This window comes from Fusicatenibacter saccharivorans (genome assembly GCF_027667425.1).
In the GTDB taxonomy this organism is placed as follows: Bacteria; Bacillota; Clostridia; order Lachnospirales; family Lachnospiraceae; genus Fusicatenibacter; species Fusicatenibacter saccharivorans.
The window spans coordinates 1-20247 of sequence record NZ_JAQEGR010000019.1 but is presented as its reverse complement, the minus strand read 5'-3'; the positions used below and the strand labels follow the sequence as shown (position 1 = coordinate 20247).

General features: G+C 41.7%; 10 protein-coding genes, 1 pseudogene and 2 riboswitches. Of the genes and pseudogenes, 9 read left to right on the top strand and 2 right to left on the bottom strand.

The genetic code is table 11. The features are described 5' to 3' along the window. The first annotated feature begins 37 nt into the window (after window positions 1-37). On the top strand, window positions 38-2461 hold the full coding sequence (locus PGS38_RS15225) for a glycoside hydrolase family 3 protein (RefSeq protein ID WP_118641139.1): 2424 nt from the start codon (window positions 38-40) through the stop codon (window positions 2459-2461). Further along, window positions 2462-4876 carry a glycoside hydrolase family 3 N-terminal domain-containing protein gene (locus PGS38_RS15220; protein WP_117510211.1) on the top strand — a complete coding sequence of 805 codons (2415 nt, stop codon included), beginning with the start codon at window positions 2462-2464 and terminating at the stop codon, window positions 4874-4876. It begins immediately after the preceding gene. A gap of 23 nt (window positions 4877-4899) precedes the next feature. Here PGS38_RS15220 and PGS38_RS17870 read toward each other — a convergent pair whose 3' ends face one another. Further along, window positions 4900-5106: a helix-turn-helix domain-containing protein gene (locus tag PGS38_RS17870; RefSeq protein WP_118594530.1), complete on the bottom strand. Its 207-nt coding sequence runs from the start codon at window positions 5104-5106 to the stop codon at window positions 4900-4902. 446 nt (window positions 5107-5552) lie between these two features. Further along, a riboswitch (cyclic di-GMP riboswitch) is annotated at window positions 5553-5628 on the top strand. Window positions 5629-5727: 99 nt separating this feature from the next. Here PGS38_RS17870 and PGS38_RS15215 point away from each other — a divergent pair. The 6 genes from PGS38_RS15215 (at window position 5728) to PGS38_RS15190 (ending at window position 17753) form a co-directional block, all read left to right on the top strand. Next, window positions 5728-7572 (top strand): ABC transporter substrate-binding protein, encoded by a 1845-nt coding sequence (locus PGS38_RS15215; protein WP_118594529.1) that lies wholly within the window; start codon window positions 5728-5730, stop codon window positions 7570-7572. A gap of 146 nt (window positions 7573-7718) precedes the next feature. Next, a complete protein-coding gene (locus PGS38_RS15210) occupies window positions 7719-9869 on the top strand; it encodes an ATP-binding protein (RefSeq protein WP_270476403.1) in 2151 nt (716 codons plus the stop codon). 59 nt (window positions 9870-9928) lie between these two features. Beyond that, window positions 9929-10744, top strand: coding sequence for a substrate-binding periplasmic protein (locus tag PGS38_RS15205; RefSeq protein ID WP_118641135.1), 816 nt, complete (start codon window positions 9929-9931; stop codon window positions 10742-10744). After that, a complete protein-coding gene (locus PGS38_RS15200; protein ID WP_118641133.1) occupies window positions 10728-12890 on the top strand; it encodes an ATP-binding protein in 2163 nt (720 codons plus the stop codon). The genes PGS38_RS15205 and PGS38_RS15200 overlap by 17 nt, the downstream gene beginning before the upstream one ends. Window positions 12891-12945: 55 nt before the next feature. Beyond that, complete coding sequence (locus PGS38_RS15195; protein ID WP_118594526.1) at window positions 12946-14796, top strand: ABC transporter substrate-binding protein; 1851 nt, start codon at window positions 12946-12948, stop codon at window positions 14794-14796. Window positions 14797-14801: 5 nt separating this feature from the next. Further along, on the top strand, window positions 14802-17753 hold the full coding sequence (locus PGS38_RS15190) for a hybrid sensor histidine kinase/response regulator (protein ID WP_118594525.1): 2952 nt from the start codon (window positions 14802-14804) through the stop codon (window positions 17751-17753). 52 nt (window positions 17754-17805) lie between these two features. Here PGS38_RS15190 and PGS38_RS15185 read toward each other — a convergent pair whose 3' ends face one another. After that, a complete protein-coding gene (locus PGS38_RS15185; protein WP_118594524.1) occupies window positions 17806-19566 on the bottom strand; it encodes a diguanylate cyclase domain-containing protein in 1761 nt (586 codons plus the stop codon). Window positions 19567-19768: 202 nt separating this feature from the next. After that, a riboswitch (cyclic di-GMP riboswitch) is annotated at window positions 19769-19844 on the top strand. A 63-nt stretch (window positions 19845-19907) separates the two neighbouring features. On the opposite strand from PGS38_RS15185, the pseudogene PGS38_RS15180 reads away from it, so the two are divergent. Beyond that, window positions 19908-20102 (top strand): annotated as a pseudogene (locus PGS38_RS15180) (sensor histidine kinase); the annotation flags it as partial. Window positions 20103-20247 lie beyond the last annotated feature (145 nt).

Here is a 20247-nt window from a genome sequence, read left to right as displayed (position 1 = left end):
TGTTTAGGAAGACATCAGCAGAAAGAAAGGAAAAGAGATGAAAAAAAGTATTTTTCAGGAACTTGTGGAAGAATCAATTGTTCTTTTGAAAAATGAAGAGCAGATCTTGCCATTAAAAGAAAAAAAGGTGGCTTTTTTGGGACGGGCACAGATAGAAACCATTTTTTCGGGAAACGGTTCGGGAGCATCCAAATCCCTTGCAAACAAGAATCTCTTATGTGAATGTGAAAAAAGAGGAATCTGTGCAGAAGCAGGGTTAAAACAATTTTACACCAGCCATCAAAAAAACGAATCGGAAAAGTTTGTGATTGACGGTATTGATATCACAAATGTAGAAAATATGAACTGTGGTTTTATGTATGAGATCTTTGGAAAATATCAGCCGATGTGGACAGAGTATCACATTCCGGAGCAGCTGATGCAGAAAGCCAGGGAGTTTACCGATACCGCTGTTTTTGTGCTGGGAAGGAATTCCGGTGGGGAAGAATGTGACAGGCACATCAAAGGTGATTATGAACTTACCGAATCCGAAAAAGAACTGCTGGAACAGGTGTGCTGTGTTTTTCCACATGTGATCGTTGTACTGAATATTAATGGAATGATCGATATGCAGTGGGTGAACGCCTATTCCGCAATTAAGGCCGTGGTGTTTCTGGGAATTCCGGGCGAAGAAGGCTGCGGAGCATTAGCTGATATTCTGACGGGGGCTGTGAATCCATCTGGCAAATTAAGTTTTTCCATGGCAGAGTCTTTCAAAGACTACCCGACAGCAGAAAATTTCACCTGGAATAAAGAACAGGAAGATGAAATTTTAACTTACGAAAATTATGGACTGGATGCAAAGGCAAATGGAAGTACAGGATATACGAAAAGCCCGGTAACGGTGTATCAGGAAGACATTTATCTGGGGTATCGCTATTTTGATACTTTTCGGAAACAGGTATTGTACCCCTTTGGATATGGAATGTCTTACACATCGTTTACGATTCTTCCGAAAGAGATGAAACAGGAAAAAGAAGAGGTGGAATTTATTACGGAGGTAACAAATTCCGGAAATTATGCAGGAAAAGAAACGATACAGCTTTATTTGTCCTGCTCTGGTACAGAGTCGGAAAAACCGGAAAAAGAATTAAAAGGCTTTGCAAAAACGAGACTTCTTGCTCCGGGGGAGAAACAGAATATTTCGATCCGAATATCCATGCAGGATCTGGCAGGATATGTTGAGACATCTGCATCATATATCCTGGAAAAGGGAAAATATCAGTTTTTTATCGGAAATTCATCCCGTGAGACAATTTTTGCAGGAGAAATCCAGATAAGAGAAGATTACGTAATTAAAAAATGTGTGAATCGTCTTTGCGTGCAAAACTGCAATGTAGAGCATTTGCAGGTACTATCTGCAAGAGAAGGACGAAAAAAGGTCCGAATGCATGAAAAGAAAAAAGAAGAGACCGATGGTTTAAAAGAGCAGGAAAGATATGATCTTTTACGGGATGAAATGGAACAAGTAAAAAATTTCAGTATCGAACAGCTGGCTGCATTGTGTGTGGGGTATGGACCTGGAATTCCATTTGCAGCGTTCAGCAAACAGGAACAGCCGGAAACTATATTGGATGGTCAGGGAAATCCACTGACCAAAAACGATCATCCAGTCGGAGCAAAAGGATATGTCTCCCCGGCTATGCCAGAAAAAGGTATTCATTCCATTTTTTATAAAGATGGACCGGCAGGTGTGGGAACGGGGGCCTGGCCAACGGCTATGCTGATTTCCTGCGCATTCAATAAAGAACTGTGGGAAGCGTTTGGAAATGCGGTTGGCGCAGAGTGCGAAAAGAAAGCGGTTGACGTATGGCTGGCACCAGCAGTCAATCTGCACCGGAATCCGCTTTGCGGGCGAAATTTTGAATATTTTTCGGAGGATCCTTATCTGACCGGAATCTGTGCGGTCCAGATTACAAAGGGCGTTCAGGAAAATCATCCTGTCCGCGTCTGCCCCAAACATTTTGCCGTGAATGAACAGGAAACGTATCGAAGAGGAAGTGCGAAGAAGCGGTACGATGCGGTAGATTCCATCCTTACGGAACGTGCATTGCGGGAACTTTATCTGAAACCTTTTGAAATGTTGGTTCGAGATGCCGGAGTATCCTTTATTATGACATCGTTTAATAAAATTAATGGGGTTCTTGCAGCTGGAAATCGAGATTTGTGTACGCATATTTTACGGGAAGAATGGAACTTTGATGGTGTTGTCGTTACTGACTGGGGCGATATGGATATTGTCGCAGATGGCGGCGATGCTGTGGCAGCGGGAAATGATATTGTGATGCCGGGTGGCCCGCCGGTGATCCGGCAGATTTTGCAGGCCTATCAGGAGAGACGGATTACCAGAAAAGATCTGGAAAGGAGTGTTGCAAGATTGTTACATGTTCTGAAGTTATTTGAGAAAGGGGAGCGTATTTAAATGAAATCATATAGGGATCATACACTGGGTGCCAAAGAAAGAGCCTCTCTTCTGCTCAAAGAAATGAGCCTTGATGAAAAGATGGCACAGATTAACTGTGTTTTTCCTTTTGATCAGGATGCCTATAACTTTGAAAAAATTCAGCAGGAGACAAAATACGGAATGGGAGAAGTAAGCACGCTGGAAATGCGCAGGATGGAGACACTTGATGAAGTGGCTGCATGGCAGAGAAAAGTGCAGAAGATTGTGATGGAAAACAGTGCCCATCGAATACCGGCAATCTTTCATATGGAAGGATTGTGCGGGGCCTTCATTCAGGACTCCACCAGTTTTCCGTCTGGGATTGGCAGGGGAGCAAGCTTTGATCCCAAGCTGGAAGAACAGATTGCAGAAATTGTGAGCAGACAGGAAACGGCCTGTGGTATTACCCATATACTGGCACCGGTTCTGGATGTGGCAAGAGATCCGCGTATGGGCCGTTTTGGAGAAAGTTATGGAGAAGATGCTTCCCTTGTAAGTGCGATGGGGGCAGCGTATACGAAAGGAATACAAAAGAATACAGTTGCTTCAAGAAAAGCAGAAAGTGTGGCAAAACATTTTGTGGCTTTTCATAATTCGCAGGGTGGAATTCATGGAACACACAGCGAAACGCCGACGCGACTTTTAGAAGAAGTGTTTGCAAAACCTTTCCAGGCAGCAATCACAGAGTCAGATCTGAAAGGTATTATGCCTTGTTATTGCGCTGTGAATGGAGAAGATGTATCTGCTTCTCATAACATGCTTACGAAACTGCTTCGGGAAAAAATGGGATTTGACGGCATGTGCATCAGCGATTACGGTGCAGTGGGAAATGCGCATAGTGTACATCATATTGGAGAAACATTTGAAGAAGCCGGTGCGATGTGTCTTCATGCGGGAATGGATATCGAGATGCCGTCCTGTACTGGCTATAATGAGAAATTAAAAGAGATGTTTTCAAGTGGAAAACTGGATATCCATATTTTGGATACAGCGGTTTTGCGGGTTCTGGAGGGAAAATTCAGAATGGGCTTATTTGAAAATCCCTATGCGCTGGAAGGAAAAGAGCTTCATGCTCTTGTAATGCAGGAAGCAGACAGGAACACTTCCCTGCGGTCGGCCAGAGAATCCATGGTATTGCTGAAAAATGACGGCGTATTGCCGATTGCGGCAAAAGGGAAAAAAATCGCGGTGATCGGACCGCATGCCGGGTATGCCAGAAAAATGTTTGGTGGATACACACATATGTGTATGATGGAGTCTACCTATGCGATTGCCAATTCTATTGCAGGTGTAAGCGGAGTTGTACAGGCAGATGCAGATGAGATTATTACGGTTCCGGGAACCAATATTCAGTCTGATGAGACAGAGCAGTTTGATCAGATCCTGAAAAGACAGAAACCGCAATGCAGAAATCTGTATGAAGAATTCCAAATCCGCTTTCCGGAAAGTGAGATTTTATATGCATATGGCTATCCGATTGCAGGAAACGACGAAAGTCATTTTGAAGAAGCGCTGCAGGCAGCAAAGCAGGCAGACATTGTGATACTGACGCTTGGCGGTAAGCACGGAACGTGTTCCATGGCATCAATGGGAGAAGGAATTGACAGTACTGATATTAACCTTCCAAAATGTCAGGATGCATTTATTCGCAAGGCTGCGCAGCTTGGAAAACCATTGGTTGGCGTTCACTTTGATGGAAGACCGATTTCCAGTGATGCTGCAGAGGAATATTTAGATGCTATTCTGGAAGCATGGAGTCCATCAGAAACAGGAGCAGAAGCAGTAGTTGATATTTTAACCGGAATATATAATCCGGGAGGAAAACTTCCGGTTACCGTTGCTTATGGAGTGGGACAGCTTCCGGTTTATTACAATCATCCATATGGTTCCTCCTGGGATCAGAGCGGCAGTATCGGTTTTGCCAATTATGTGAATATGCCGCACAGACCGAGATATTATTTTGGATACGGACTGTCGTATACAACATTTACATATTCGGATTTACATATCTCGATGGGAAATGAAAAGGCAGCAGATACGGTTCAGATCTCCTGCGCTGTTGAGAACACGGGAAGCTGTGAAGGAGATGAGGTTGTCCAGCTTTATTTACGAGATGAATATGCCAGCCTGACAAGACCAGTAAAAGAACTGGCAGGTTTTAAGCGCATTCACCTGCGAAAGGGCGAAAAGAAAACGGTATGCTTTGAGGTGAAAACGGATCAAATGGCTTTTCTGGACATTGATATGCACTGGAAAGTGGAAAAAGGACGATATGCAGTAGAGGTCGGAAGTTCTTCAGAAGATATTCGTTTAAGAGGAAGCTACTGTGTGAAAGAAAATAAATGGGTTGCGGGAAGAAATAGAGCGTTTTGGGCAAGTGCCGCAGCGAAATAAAAAGAACAGAACCGGATGCCATTTTATACAAAGCGGCATTCGGTTCTGTTCTTGCGGTATTCCCGTGGGGAGCAGTTCATTTTTTCACGGAAACATTTTCCGAAATAGGACTGCTGGCTGAAGCCGGTCTGCAGGACGATCTGTCTGATGGGAAGTGTGGTTTCTGTTATCTCCGTGATTTGTTTTCTATGTTTTGGCAATATCTTAATAATTTCTGCAGATATTTTCATATTATTTTTTCGATATAATAAGTATACTTGCTGTAAAAAGGATTGTAAAGGTAGTCTAAATGGACAATAATAGTTTATCACATACAACGTGGAATTGTAAGTACCATATGAACCAGAGCAGGAAAACCTGCCGTCGCTGATCACACTTGAAAAAATATGTGTAGCTTTGGGCGTGACATTATCGCAGTTTTTTCGAGAAGATAATTCAGAGAATCTGACAGAAAAACAGAAAGAAGTTCTAGGGATATGGAATGATCTGAGTACAAATGAGCAGGAAACAGTAATGTCAATGCTGCGTGGACTTCGGAAGTAAGAGAACAGTTCGAGTATATGTATCGGCTGTTCTTTTTTTGTTTTTGAACGTTAAAATGTTAATTTTTTTCTTGTGTATAGTAGAACACTAAAGTATAATAAAATCAGTTTTTTACATAAGATTAAAGCTATAATAAGGAAATTGGCAAACCAGATGAAAGTCTGGGACGCAAAGCTACAGGGCCTTTAAAATGGCAGCCAGTTGCATAAAATGAGGTGCACTGTCTGTCTGACGGTGCTTTTTTACGGTGTTATTTCATAGACGTAACAATAATGATTTTATCAGGAAAGAATGAGGAAAATAAAAGTATGAAAAAGGCAAAACGTTGTCTGATAGCAGTGGTGTCAGGTGTACTTGTAGCATCTGCTGTCTTGTCTGGATGTGGACAGTCAAAGAAAGAAGTATCTATAAATGATGATCATCTTACCGTTTATCTGTGGGAAAATCGTTTGATGAAAAATATTGCACCCTATATCCATGAACAGTTTCCAGATCAGGATATTGAATTTATTATAGGTAACAATGATACCGATTTATACAGTTATTTTAAAGAACATGATGAATTACCGGATATTATAACAGTACGTCGATTTTCTGGAACAGATGCACAGGACTTACAGCCTTATCTTATGGATTTTGCTTCTTATGATGTTGTTTCCAAGTATTATTCTTATGCGGTGCAATATTATAAGAATGCGGAGGATGAAATCCAGTGGCTGCCAATCTGTGGTATTCCGCAGACGATCATTGCCAACAAAACACTGTTTGATCAGTATGGCGTAAAGATTCCAGAAAATTATGAGGAATATGTACAGGCATGTCAGCAGTTTTATGATAATGGCATAAAACCGTATTCCATGGATCTTGGTGAAGACTGGTCTAATAATGAAATCATCCAGGCTGCAGCAATCGGTGAGTTTACAAGCCTGGATGGTATTGAATGGCGAAACGGTGCAGAGACTGCAGCGGATGAAGTAAAGTTTGATGATGTATTATGGAAACGTATTTTTTCAGAAACCAGTCAGTTTCTTAAGGACTCGCATTTTGGTAAAGAAGATATCAATATTGATATCAATACAGGAACCCAGATGTTTGTCGAAGGAAAATCAGCAATGTTTCATGGACATCCGACGGTTATGCAGCAGCTGCAGAAACAGATGGATGCGGAGCTGATCCGTATTCCTTACTTTTCACAGACATCGGATGAATCCTATGTGTACATGACTCCGTCCTTAAACATTGCATTTAACAAAAACCTGGAAAAAGACCGGGAGAAACTGGATACTGCGCTGGATGTGCTGGATTGTATGATTTCAGAAGAGGGGCAAAAGCTGATTGCGGATGGAAGCGGTGTTATTTCATTGAATACAGATGTTCCAACCATGATGCAGGATGTGCCTGGACTGGAAGAGGAAATTAATAATAATGCTGTTTATATCCGATATTCCGCCCAAAAATCATTTGATGCAAGTCTTGAGGCTGTTCACGGATTACTGTCAGGGGAAATGGATGAAATACAGGCTTATGATACTTTTCGCAGTGTAATGAATCGTAAAGATCCAGAAGAAAAAGCAACGGTGAATTTTGAAAATGAATATTCCATTTCACTGAACGATAGAAATGGCCGTGATGCAGCATCTTCCATTTTAACTACGATCAGAGAAGAAAATGATGCACAGCTGGCTCTGGCACCATATTATTATTTCACTTCTTCTATGTACAAAGGAGAATGCACCAGCAGCCGGGTTGGCATGATGACAGCGAAGAGTTCAGATACACCATTATATGTTGCAAAAATCAATGGTAAACAGGTTTATGAACTCGTGGAAAATTATCTTGCTGATGCTGATGAGAATTTTTACGTAACCAATAAATACGAATTACCAATTGCATCCGGTATGAAAATGATCGTCAATCAAGAGGAAAGTGGATTTTCGTTAAAGGACTTAACAGTTAATGATAAGAAAATAGACAAAGAAAAGGAATACTCGATTCTTCTTACAGACACCACAATGTCTGTTTTGAAAAAAATAAATCTGAAATGTGAGATTGAGCAGCTTAAAGATACAACATTATCAAGTGCATGGACCGAAGCAATGTCAAATGGACAGCAGCCGTCAGCACCGGAAGACTATATAGAGGTTGAACAGTAAAAGTGGAGATAGAACAAAAGGTAAACAAAAGAAAAAAAATAACAAGGCTGTTGCTTATACTACTTATGATTCTTTTAAGCTTAGTTTGTATCAAGTATCTTATAAGTAAGTCTAATAAGTATATCAGCGAAAATGGAAAAAGCAGTATGGGAGCTGTTGTTGAACAGATACAGCAGACCTATGATCTTCAGGTGAGTGGATACTACAGCCAGCTGCAGTTGGTTGAGGAATTCTTACTTCATGAGAGGGAACTGTCTCTTGAAACGGATACGAACAAAAATTTCTTTGAAGCATGGGAAAAAGAATCGGAAAGTACTCTTATATTCCTTCAGGAAAATGGTCAGGCAATATCAGCAGGTGGAACAAAAATGCGGATTGATATGCCAAGTAAACTTCTGCTGGACTTAAAGAACGGATACAATATTGGAAAACTGGTGCGTCTTGATTATGATCAGAAGAAAAAAGACGGTTATCTGGTTGCGATTCCATGTCAGGAATACACGATCAATGGAGAAACTTATACGGCAATTGGAACTGTGTATGATCATTCGAAACTGGATTCCATGTTAAAATTGAAAGGTTATCATGGAAAAGCATATTTGTTCATGCTGGATCATGACGGAAATATTACGTATACGAACCAGAGTGGAGATAAATACCTGCGTAATTATTCTTTGTTAAAACATTTAAAAGGGGAACAGGCTATTACAGAAGAAGAGGCTGATTTGTTCAAAAAGAAGTTTGATAACAGAGAATCCGGAGTTGCACTTTTGGGAAAACAGAACCACTATTATCTGGGGTATTGCCCGATAGAAAGCAACAACACCATTTTGGTGTGCATTGTGGCCAAGGGAGTTGTGGACAATGTGCTGATGGATTACCAGAAAACGGTGTTGTTTACAACAATACTCATGGCAGGTTTTATACTTTTACTTTTTGCCGGATTATTCTACAGTATTTCCAGACTTAGTCTTGCAGATCAAAAAGCAGAATATGAAAAAAGAAATAATGAACTTCATTTACAAACAATGAAGGAAATGGAAGTAGTCAATCAAAAACTGAAAAAGGCAAAGAACGTTGCAACAGAGGCTTTACAGACAGCTGAAAATGCAAATAAGGCGAAAACGGATTTCCTGTCTAATATGTCACATGATATTCGCACACCTATGAATGCAATCATTGGTATCACATCTTTGATCAGACATGAAGCAGGTAATAAAGCAAAAGTTATAGAGTATGCAGATAAAATAGATATTTCATCACAGCATCTGTTGGGAATTATCAATGACGTTCTGGATATGAGCAAGATTGAGGCGGGAAAAACAGTATTCAAGTATTCTGACTTTTCTATTCTGGATCTTGTACAGGAACTTGACACTATATTTCATACTCAAATATATGAAAAGCAGCAGACCCTTACAATCATAAAAGAAAATATTCAACATGAGTGGGTGAATGGGGATCAGGTTCACCTGATACAGATTTTCAGCAACCTGCTTTCCAATGCAGTGAAGTATACCCAGGAAGGTGGGGAAATTCAGTTCTTTGTAGAAGAATGTGAGACAAAGTCATCTGTCTATGCAAAGTACCGTTTCTTAGTTAGCGATAATGGTATGGGAATGTCGGCAGATTTCAAGGATACAATTTTTGATGCGTTTACCCGTGCGGAAAGTTCCCTTACAAATAAAATACAGGGAACCGGACTTGGAATGGCGATTACTAAGAATCTGGTTGAGGCAATGGGAGGTACCATTGATGTGGAGAGTGAATTGGGACAGGGAAGCTGTTTTGAGGTTCTCATGGATCTGAAAATTGCAGAGGATAGAACAGTTGCTCTGGTGACACAAGAAGAAACAGATGAGCAGGATGGTAATATCCTGCAGGGAATGAAATTCCTGTGTGCAGAGGATAATGAGTTGAACGCAGAGATCCTGACGGAACTGTTAAAGATAGCAGGTGCGGAATGTACCATCTGTGAAAATGGTGAAGAGATTTTGAAGGCATTTGAGCAGTCTGCTCCAGGTGATTATGACATGATCCTGATGGATGTGCAGATGCCTGTTATGAATGGCTATGAGGCGACGAGGGCAATCCGCAGAAGTTCCCATGAACTGGCAAAGACGATACCGATCATTGCCATGACTGCCAATGCATTCTCAGAGGACATTCAGCATTCTCTGGCAGCCGGTATGAATGCACATGTTTCAAAACCGGTTGAGATGAAGGTACTGGAAAAGACGATTAGAAGCATAAAATCCGGCGGGGGGGGTACCGAACCGCAGGTCACGGAACAGTGACAAATGGAAAGTAACCGGACATAAAAGAATCGAAAAGGATAGTTAGGGATAGATAGAAAATGAAAGGAAAAAGAGTGATTGCAGGCATTCTGCTTGCAGGGATTTTAGCAGTCACCCTGGCGGGGTGTAAAAACACAGATAACACGAAAGAAAAAACCGAAAAGCCTGTTATTACCCTCGGCAGCGACAGCTATCCACCATACAATTATCTGAATGAGGATGGTGTACCGACGGGAATCGATGTAGAACTGGCTGCGGAAGCTTTCAAAAGAATGGGATATCAGGTGGAGGTTGTCCAGATCAACTGGGAGAAGAAAAAAGAACTGGTGGAGAGCGGAGAGATTGACTGTATCATGGGCTGCTTTTCCATGGAAGGACGCCTTGACGATTACCGCTGGGCGGGACCATATATAGCAAGCCGGCAGGTGGTCGCTGTAAATGAGAATAGTGATATCTATAAACTGAGTGACCTGGAGGGAAAGAACCTGGCTGTTCAGTCCACGACCAAACCGGAAGGTATCTTTCTGAACCGGACGGATGAGAGAATCCCAAAGCTGGGCAATCTGATCAGCCTGGGACACAGGGAGCTGATCTATACATTTCTGGGAAAAGGATATGTAGATGCAGTCGCTGCGCATGAGGAATCTGTTGTCCAGTATATGAAGGATTATGACGTAAGCTTTCGAATCCTGGAAGAACCTTTGATGATCACCGGGATAGGTGTTGCTTTTGCAAAAGATGATGACAGAGGAATCTGTGAGCAGATGAGCCAGACTCTGGAAGAAATGCGGCAGGATGGCACATCCCTGAAAATTATTGAAAAATATCTGGATGATCCCCAGAAGTATCTGGAGGTGGATGATCTTGGATATTAAGAGAATGAAAAGAGAAAAACGAATCCAGCTGATCGGTGGTCTGATTGGAATCTGTGTGGCAGCAGTCTCTCTGTTTTATTTCTTTCATGCGGAGAAAGCGGAAGCAGAGAAAAGAATGGTAGAGATTGTAAATTATGTCAAAGTGCAGTGTTCCACCTACACCCATTATAATGAATCTTCGGAATCCAAAAGTCTTCTCCGTGCCATTGAAAGTGCCAGACAGATGAGTACGAATATCGATATGGAAATAGAAAACGGCGGTCAGCTAAGCCGGGATTTCCTGAAGGAAAACCTGCAGACTCTATGGGTGGATGGTATCATTGTACTGGATGCAGAAGGAAAGACGGACTGTGAATACAGCATGGATGAGTCTCTGGCTAATGAGATTACGGAGTATCTGCAAAAAGAAATTATCATGGATTTTGCCGGATATGAAGAAAGAAGCTATTCGGAACGGTTTACCAGGGAAGATGGATCCTTTATTGACATTGCAGCCTGCGCCAGAAAAGATGCACCGGGTATCGTTGCAATCTATTATTACACATCTCCTGAATTTGCCAGAAACTATACGCTGACGATACAGGGGCTTTTAAATGGTTATAGTATCCAGAAAGATGGAACGATTATCGTTGCAGACGACGGAATCGTTGTTGCCAGCAATAATGAGAGCCTGTTGGGACAGAATACAGCCGACAACGAAGTTGTTCAGGCAATGAAAAAGCATACAGACAGTCAGCATATCTATCATTTTAGGAAGGAAGGAATTGGATGTTATGGAATCATGCTGAAACAGCGTGATTATTATATCTACGCATATCTTCCGGATACGGAAGTGTTTTGTAATCTTCCATTAAGTGTTATAGGTGTTATTTTTCTTTATTTTCTGATGTCCGGCATATTCTGGTTCTGGACATACAGAACCAATCTGGCGTACCGGAAACAAGAATTTGAAAAAGATGAAAAATATAAAGCAGAACTTCTGACAGCAGCAAAAAAGGCAGAAGCCGCCAATGAGGCAAAAACAGAATTCCTTCATCGTATGAGCCACGATATCAGGACTCCGATTAATGGAATCTACGGTTTGATCAATATGGCAGACCATTATGCAGATGATATGGAGAAGCAGAAGGAATACAGAACAAAGGTTAAAGCGGCATCCAATCTGTTGCTGGAACTGGTAAATGATGTTCTGGACATGAGTAAGCTGGAGTCGGGTGAAGTTGTTCTGGAAGAGAGTCCATTTAATCTGAGCAAAATCTCTGAGGAAGTGCTTGTTGTAATTGAACAGATTGCTGCAGAACAGAATATCCGGATTGTATGGGAGAAAAAAGAAATCATACACCGTGATCTTATTGGAAGTCCGGGGTATGTAAAACGTGTGATGATGAATATCCTGTCCAATGCAGTGAAATATAACAGAGAAAATGGATATATTTATCTTAGCTGCATGGAAATCCCATCCGAACAGCCAGGAATGACGACAATGGAATTTATCTGCCGGGATACAGGAATCGGAATGACTGAGGAGTTCCAGAAACATATTTTTGAACCATTTGCACAGGAATATACGGGAAGCCGCACAAAGTTTGTCGGAACCGGACTGGGAATGGCCATTGCAAGGAAGCTGGTCGAGAAAATGGGTGGAACCATTACTTTTGAAAGTGAAAAAGGCGTAGGGACGACATTTGTGATCCGGGTTCCATTTAAAATAGATCCGGATGCGGATAAACGTGAAGAACAGAAGGATGTATCCGAAAAATCTATAAAGGGATTGCATATTCTTCTGGCGGAAGATAATGAGCTGAATATGGAAATCGCTGAATTTATGCTTCAGAATGAGGGCGCGGACGTGACCAAAGCATGGAATGGGCAGGAAGCGGTTGAGCTGTTCAGAAAAAGTGAACCCGGTGAATTTGATGTCATTCTTATGGACATTATGATGCCGGTAATGAATGGTTATGAAGCCACAAAGATGATCAGGTCTCTGGACAGAGAGGAAGCAAAGGAGGTACCGATCATTGCAATGACAGCAAATGCCTTCACGGAGGACAGAATAAGAGCAAAAGAAGCAGGAATGGATGAACATGTTGCTAAGCCTGTTGATGTGGAATTACTGATAAAAGTAATTCATAAATTGGTGGGGTGATGAAAAATTAGGAATTGCTGGATATATTGACAGGGCAAATGAAGGAGAACTTGTAATGAAAAAAATAAAATGGAACAGAGTTTTGGCTGTACTTTTGGCAATGGTGACAGCCGTATCACTACTGTCAGCATGTGGCAGTAAAAGTGCAGAGAAAGAAGATGCAGACACAATCACGGTGTACTTATGGAGCACAAGCCTGTATGAAAAATATGCACCATACATCCAGAAACAGCTCCCGGATATCAATGTTGAATTTGTTGTAGGCAACAACGATCTTGATTTCTACAGATTTCTGAATGAAAATGGTGGATTGCCGGATATTATAACCTGCTGTCGCTTTTCACTTCATGATGCAAGTTCCTTGAAAGACAGCCTGATGGATCTTTCCACAACCAATGCGTCAGGCGCTGTCTATGATACATACCTTAGCAATTTTATGAACGAGGATGGAAGCGTAAACTGGCTTCCGGTGTGTGCAGATGCCCATGGCTTTGTAGTGAACAAGGATCTTTTTGAAAAATATGATATCCCGTTGCCAACAGACTATGAAAGCTTTGTCTCTGCCTGCCAGGCATTTGACAAAGTGGGAATCCGTGGGTTTACTGCAGACTATTATTATGATTACACCTGTATGGAAACACTGCAGGGATTGTCTGCTTCAGAGCTGTCTTCTGTAGACGGACGCAAGTGGCGCACCACCTACAGTGACCCGGATAATACAAATCGAGAAGGTCTGGATAGTACCGTCTGGCCGCAGGCTTTTGAACGTATGGAACAGTTTATCCAGGATACCGGTCTGAGTCAGGATGATCTGGATATGAATTATGATGACATAGTTGAAATGTATCAAAGTGGCAAGCTTGCCATGTACTTTGGCAGCTCTGCCGGTGTAAAAATGTTTCAGGATCAGGGCATCAACACAACGTTTCTTCCATTCTTTCAGGAGAACGGTGAAAAGTGGATTATGACTACGCCATATTTCCAGGTGGCTTTAAAACGAGATCTGACACAGGATGAGACACGTCGAAAGAAAGCAATGAAGGTGTTGGACACAATGCTTTCGGAGGATGCGCAGAACCGGATCATTAGTGATGGACAGGATCTGTTAAGCTACAGTCAGGATGTGGAACTCCATCTTACACAATATATGAAAGATGTGAAACCTGTGATAGAGGAAAACCATATGTATATCCGTATTGCGTCAAATGACTTTTTCTCTGTGTCCAAGGATGTGGTGTCTAAGATGATTTCAGGAGAATATGATGCAGGGCAGGCTTATCAGTCATTTAATGCCCAGCTCCTTGAGGAGAAATCCACTTCTGAGAAAATAGTATTGGATTCACAGAAGGCTTATTCCAGTCGTTTCCACAGCAGTGGAGGTAATGAAGCATATTCTGTTATGGCAAACACTCTGCGTGGCATTTATGGAACAGATGTGCTGATTGCAACCGGAAACAGCTTTACGGGAAACGTGCTGAAAGCCGGCTATACAGAAAAAATGGCGGGAGACATGATCATGCCAAATAGTCTTTCGGCTTACAGCAGCAAGATGAGCGGAGCAGAACTGAAAGAGACAGTCAAAAATTTTGTAGAAGGCTATGAGGGCGGATTTATTCCGTTTAACCGAGGCTCTCTGCCTGTGGTCAGCGGCATTTCCGTGGAAGTCAAAGAAACAGATGATGGTTACATATTGAGCAAAGTTACAAAAGATGGAAAAAAAGTTCAGGACGAGGATACTTTCACGGTAACCTGCCTTGCGATATCTAAACACATGGAAGCTTATCCGGCAGATGAGAATATTGTGTTTGATGGAGAAGATACCTTTGTGAAAGACACCTGGACAGGATATGTTTCAGATGGTGATGCCATTCTTGCAGAGCCTGAAGACTACATGACTCTGAGGTGAGAAGAATGGATATTAAGAATCATAATAAAGGCAGAAAGAAACCTGTCATGGGAAAACCATTCCAGATAGCTGTCTTTACAGCTGTTTTACTGGGAATTGTTCTGATGGTTTTCCGATATTTTGGATTTGTATCGAAAACTGTTTATGAGGAAAGTGTTTCTCATCTGACGGAAGTTTTTCATCAGTCTGATAACATGCTGAGAGAACTGACAGATAAGAATCTGACCTATCTTCATATGTGGGGTGAGAATCTGCAGAATACCTCCAGCGAAGACGAAATTCGTAATTATATAAAGAAAGCGCAGGAAGATGCCGGATTCTTAGATTTCTTTTTTCTGTCAGCTGACGGGGATTACAAGATGGCGACAGGGGAAACCGGGTACCTTGGATTACAGGAAAACATTGAAGAGGAGATCCGGCAGGGAAATGATGTGATAGCGAATGCAGCAGTTCCCGGAAAGTCTCAGCTGCTTGTTTTTGCTACTCCCAGGGCCCATGGAATTTATCAGGGATTTGAATATGATGCAATTGCCATTGCCTATGAAAACTCTGATATCGTAGATGTGCTGGACATTTCTGCTTTCAATGGAAATGCCCAGAGCTTTGTTGTTCATCCGGATGGCCGTGTTGTGGTCGATCATTCTTCTGAGTCATGGGGGAATGTGTACAATTTCTTTGGTGTTCTGAGAGAGCATTCCAATATGTCTGAAAAAGAGATCAATGAGCTTTCGGAGAAGTTTAAAGCGGGACGCACCGATGCGATGCTGGTAAATCTGGATGAAAGAAACTATTATCTGGTCTATGAAAAATCAGATATTCAGGACTGGGTATTTCTGGGACTTGTACAGGCGGATATTGTCAATGCCAGTATGAACAGTCTGCAGCGTAGTACAATGCTTCTTGTGGCTGCGGTTTTGTTCTGTATTGCCGCCTTTTTTATCGGCCTTATTATTCAAAAAAACAGGATAAGCCTTAGAAGAAAGGACACACAGATCCGGTACAGAGACGAGCTTTTTCAAAAGCTGTCAATGAATGTGGATGACGTTTTTCTGATGCTGGATGCAAAAACATATCAGGCAGACTATATAAGCCCAAATGCGGAAAAACTGCTTGGTATTACGGTAGAACAGATTCGCAAAGATATTCGTGTTCTGGGAAAACTGCATCCAGAGGAACATGAAAATCCGGAGGAAAATTATTTTGAGGAAATCCAGGTGAATGAACAAAGAGAATGGGATTTTGAATATGTTCATCAGAAAACAGGGGAAAAACGCGGGTTCCATAATATTGCAATGGGCAGTGAGGTAAATGGGAAAAAGAAATACATCCTGGTTATGTCAGACCGTACTGCTGACTGGAAAATGAATCAGGCACTTTCTGAGGCAGTCCGTGCGGCGGAGACAGCAAACAGGGCTAAGAGTACTTTCCTTTCCAATATGTCTCACGATATCCGGACACCAATGAATGCGATCATCGGCTTTACCACACTGGCTGTAAGTAATATTGATAATCAGAAAAAAGTCAGAGATTATCTGAGCAAAATCCTTTCCTCCAGTAAACATCTGCTTTCACTGATCAATGATATCCTGGATATGAGCCGGATTGAGAGTGGAAAGATCCATCTGGAAGAAACGGAGGTCAGTCTGTCGGATGTGCTTCATGATCTGAAGACCATCATTAGCGGGCAGATCCATGCGAAACAGCTGGAGCTTTATATGGATGCAATGGATGTTACCAATGAGGATGTCTATTGCGACAAGACACGTTTGAATCAGGTGCTGCTGAATCTGCTGTCCAATGCAATCAAGTTTACTCCTGCAGGCGGAACTGTATCTGTCCGGCTGAAACAGTATCCAGGGACAGTAAAAGGCAGTGAACTATACGAGATCCGGGTAAAGGATAATGGAATCGGCATGAGTCAGGAATTTGTACAGAAGATCTTTTCTCCTTTTGAGCGGGAGCGGACTTCCACTGTGAGCAGAACCCAGGGCACAGGACTTGGCATGGCCATCACCAAGAATATTGTGGATATGATGGGTGGTACCATTGAGGTCCGGACAGAGCAGGGGAAAGGCACAGAATTTATTGTCCGTCTGCCATTTCGGACTCAGCCTGAGAATCACCGTATAGAGAAGATTGCAGAGCTGGAGGGCCTTAAGGCTCTGGTTGTAGATGACGATTTTAATACCTGTGACAGTGTGACAAAGATGCTTGTGAAGGTTGGAATGCGTTCGGAATGGACACTTTCCGGTAAGGAGGCTGTTCTGCGTGCAAGGCAGTCTATGGAGCTTGGGGATGCATTCCATGCTTATATTATTGACTGGCGTCTGCCGGATATGAATGGCATTGAGGTCACCAGACAGATCCGCAGTCTTGGTGATGATACGCCGATCATTATCCTGACTGCTTATGACTGGTCAGACATCGAAGTGGAAGCCAGGGCTGCAGGGGTGACTGCATTCTGTGCGAAGCCTCTTTTTATGTCAGATATCAGAGATACCCTGATGGCTGCTATCGGCCAGAATCAGGCTGAGCAGGAGAATCCCGTTCTTCCTGAGACAAGCTCAGATTTCAGAGGCAGGTGCATACTGCTTGTGGAAGACAATGAACTGAACCGTGAAATTGCGGTGGAGATCCTTAACGAATATGGCTTCATGGTTGATACTGCAGAAAATGGGGCAGAGGCAGTGGAGAAAGTTAAGAATTCGAAGCCATGTAATTATGATCTGGTGCTGATGGATGTGCAGATGCCGGTAATGAACGGATATGAGGCCACGAAGCAGATCCGTGCCCTTAGGGATCCGGCGCTGGCGGGAATTACCATCCTTGCCATGACTGCCAATGCTTTTGACGAAGACAAAAAGAAAGCACTGGAATGTGGTATGAATGGCTTCTTATCCAAGCCAATTGTTATAGAGGAATTGATCAGTACGTTACAAAACAATCTGGTAGATTAGTAAAAAAACTGCTAAGAAGTTCGGTTCACAACTTTTTAGCAGTTTTTTTTATTTATTCGGAAAATTTATCACTGTAACGAAGATGCATATCTTCCCAATCCATGAACAATACATAAAATACTTTTCCGTATTGTTGGCTTTCTACGATTCTTCCATGATCAAGCACGGAAAGATAAGTTCCGTCAGCTTTTCGAAGATGAAAGTGAATATAGTCATTTTCATTGCCTGTGCCAATCTGTTCCCAGATGCTTGTTTCAATCTGTTGTTGTTCATCTTGTCGGATCAGATTGCGGAACCTTTTTTGAGTAAGCCTGAATAGTTCATCCATGCTCTTATAACCAGTCATATGAAGAAATTCGTGGTTTGCATAAAAGAGCTCATCATCTTCTTTGTCTGCTCTATATATGATAAATGCACCTGGAAGGTGTTCAGAGATATCCTTCAGTGCAAATCCAAGCTGTTTGCGGACTCCTGACTGGAGACCTTTTCTGTAAGCCATACATCCGTTTTTTCCATGCAGTTTTATTTCATAAAGAGCTGCATCTGCACAGCGCATAAGCTGTGAAGGGCTGGCTGCAAATGTTGGATATTCTGCATATCCGAGAGATATATAAAATGCGAGTTCTTTACCGTGATATGAAAACGTTTTTGGAAGCTTAGTGAATTGCTGCAGCTGTTTATCTGCTTCCTTAAAGGTACAATTTGGTAAAAGAATGCAGAATTCGTCACCACCATTTCTTCCAAGCAATGCATCGGATGGGAAAAAAGCTTTCATACTGTCTGCCAGACTCTTTAATGCTTTGTCTCCATAACTATGGCCATAGATATCATTGATAAACTTAAAGTCATCAATATCAAGGAGCGCAGCCACAAAATGTGTTTGTGGATTTTTAGAAATTATTTTTTCTGCTAATTCATCAAATCCATAGCGATTATAAATATTTGTAAGAGAATCTGTGCGCGCCAGTATTTTATATTTGTTCTTGTGTTCTTTTGCTACCAGCCATACCCTGGTAAGTACTGACAGAAGAAGGCTTATAGTAAGAAACATACCACTGATAATTATCAGTAGTGTGTTATTTCTCCATCCGGTTTTAGGAGTTACCTCAAGCTTCCAGGTTCCATCCCCTACTGTAAAAGCGTAAGAAATCGGATGATCTATTTGACCATCTGACTGATAAACCACTTTATAAGTATCGCTCCAGGGAGTGTCTGTTTTTAAAATTTTGTATTCATATCCAAAATTTGAAAGTGCACTGACTGTATCTGAAAAAATATCCGGAACACGCAGGATAACAATGGTAAATCCCCAGAAATACTCTTGTCCGCTTTTATCTTTCAGGTAGACTGGATTGCGGACTGCAATTCCATAACCGCCCTGTTTTAATTCGAAGGGCCCCTGCGTAATGGTTGCATGGTTATCTCTTGCATAACAGGAAATCTCTTTACGGTCTTTATCATGGAGCAGATCGATCTTACCTGCCTCATTTCCTTCAGCCGGATAAATATCTGTTACAACACCATTAGGAGCGAGCTGCACGCTTTCAATAGAATCAGACATAAGATTCCCGGCAATCGTCTCAAACTGATGGATTTCGCCATTTTCACTGATTAAGATCTGTTCCAAAGTATCTGTAATTCCAATTCCATCTGCAATTTCATTCTTTATGCGTTCACCATAGGTGGTTGCGTTTAATTGTGCCAATATGTGTCTCTGATTTTTTTCATGGGTGTCTGTTTTGTATACAATTAAACCAACAAGGCATATGCCCAGTAAAAAAATAATAAGAGGCACAAGTGTTTTTTTCTTCACTTGGTTCACCTCAGTTTATTCATTGGAGTTTTTATAATAAAGCATTATATCATAGAAGTTGAAAAACGGAATAAGTTTTTAAAAAAATGACAGTATAATGACAATATGTTTTTGGGCGTTAAAACGGTAATGTTTTTCTTGTGTACAGTAGAGTACTATAGTATAATAAAATCAGTTTTTTGCGTAAGTCTAAAAGCTATAATAAGGAAATCGGCAAACCAGATGAAAGTCTGGGACGCAAAGCTACAGGGCCTGTAAAATGGCAGCCAGTTGCATGAAATGACGTGCACTGTCTGTCTGGCAGTGCTTTTTTACGGTATTATTTCATAGACGTAACAATAATGTCGCATGATACTCGTACACCTATGAATGCAATCATTGGTATCACATCTTTGATCAGACATGAAGCAGGTAATAAAGCAAAAGTTATAGAGTATGCAGATAAAATAGATATTTCATCACAGCATCTGTTGGGAATTATCAATGACGTTCTGGATATGAGCAAGATTGAGGCAGGAAAAACTGTCTTCAAGTTCAGAAGCATAAAGACCGGTGGGGGGGACCGAACCGCAGGTCACTGAACAGTGACAAATGGATTTGATGCGGTAGTGCAATTTTATTAAACCAGGAGGTTGACAAGGAGATGTATAGAGAAATATATTTGACAGACAGACAGACAGA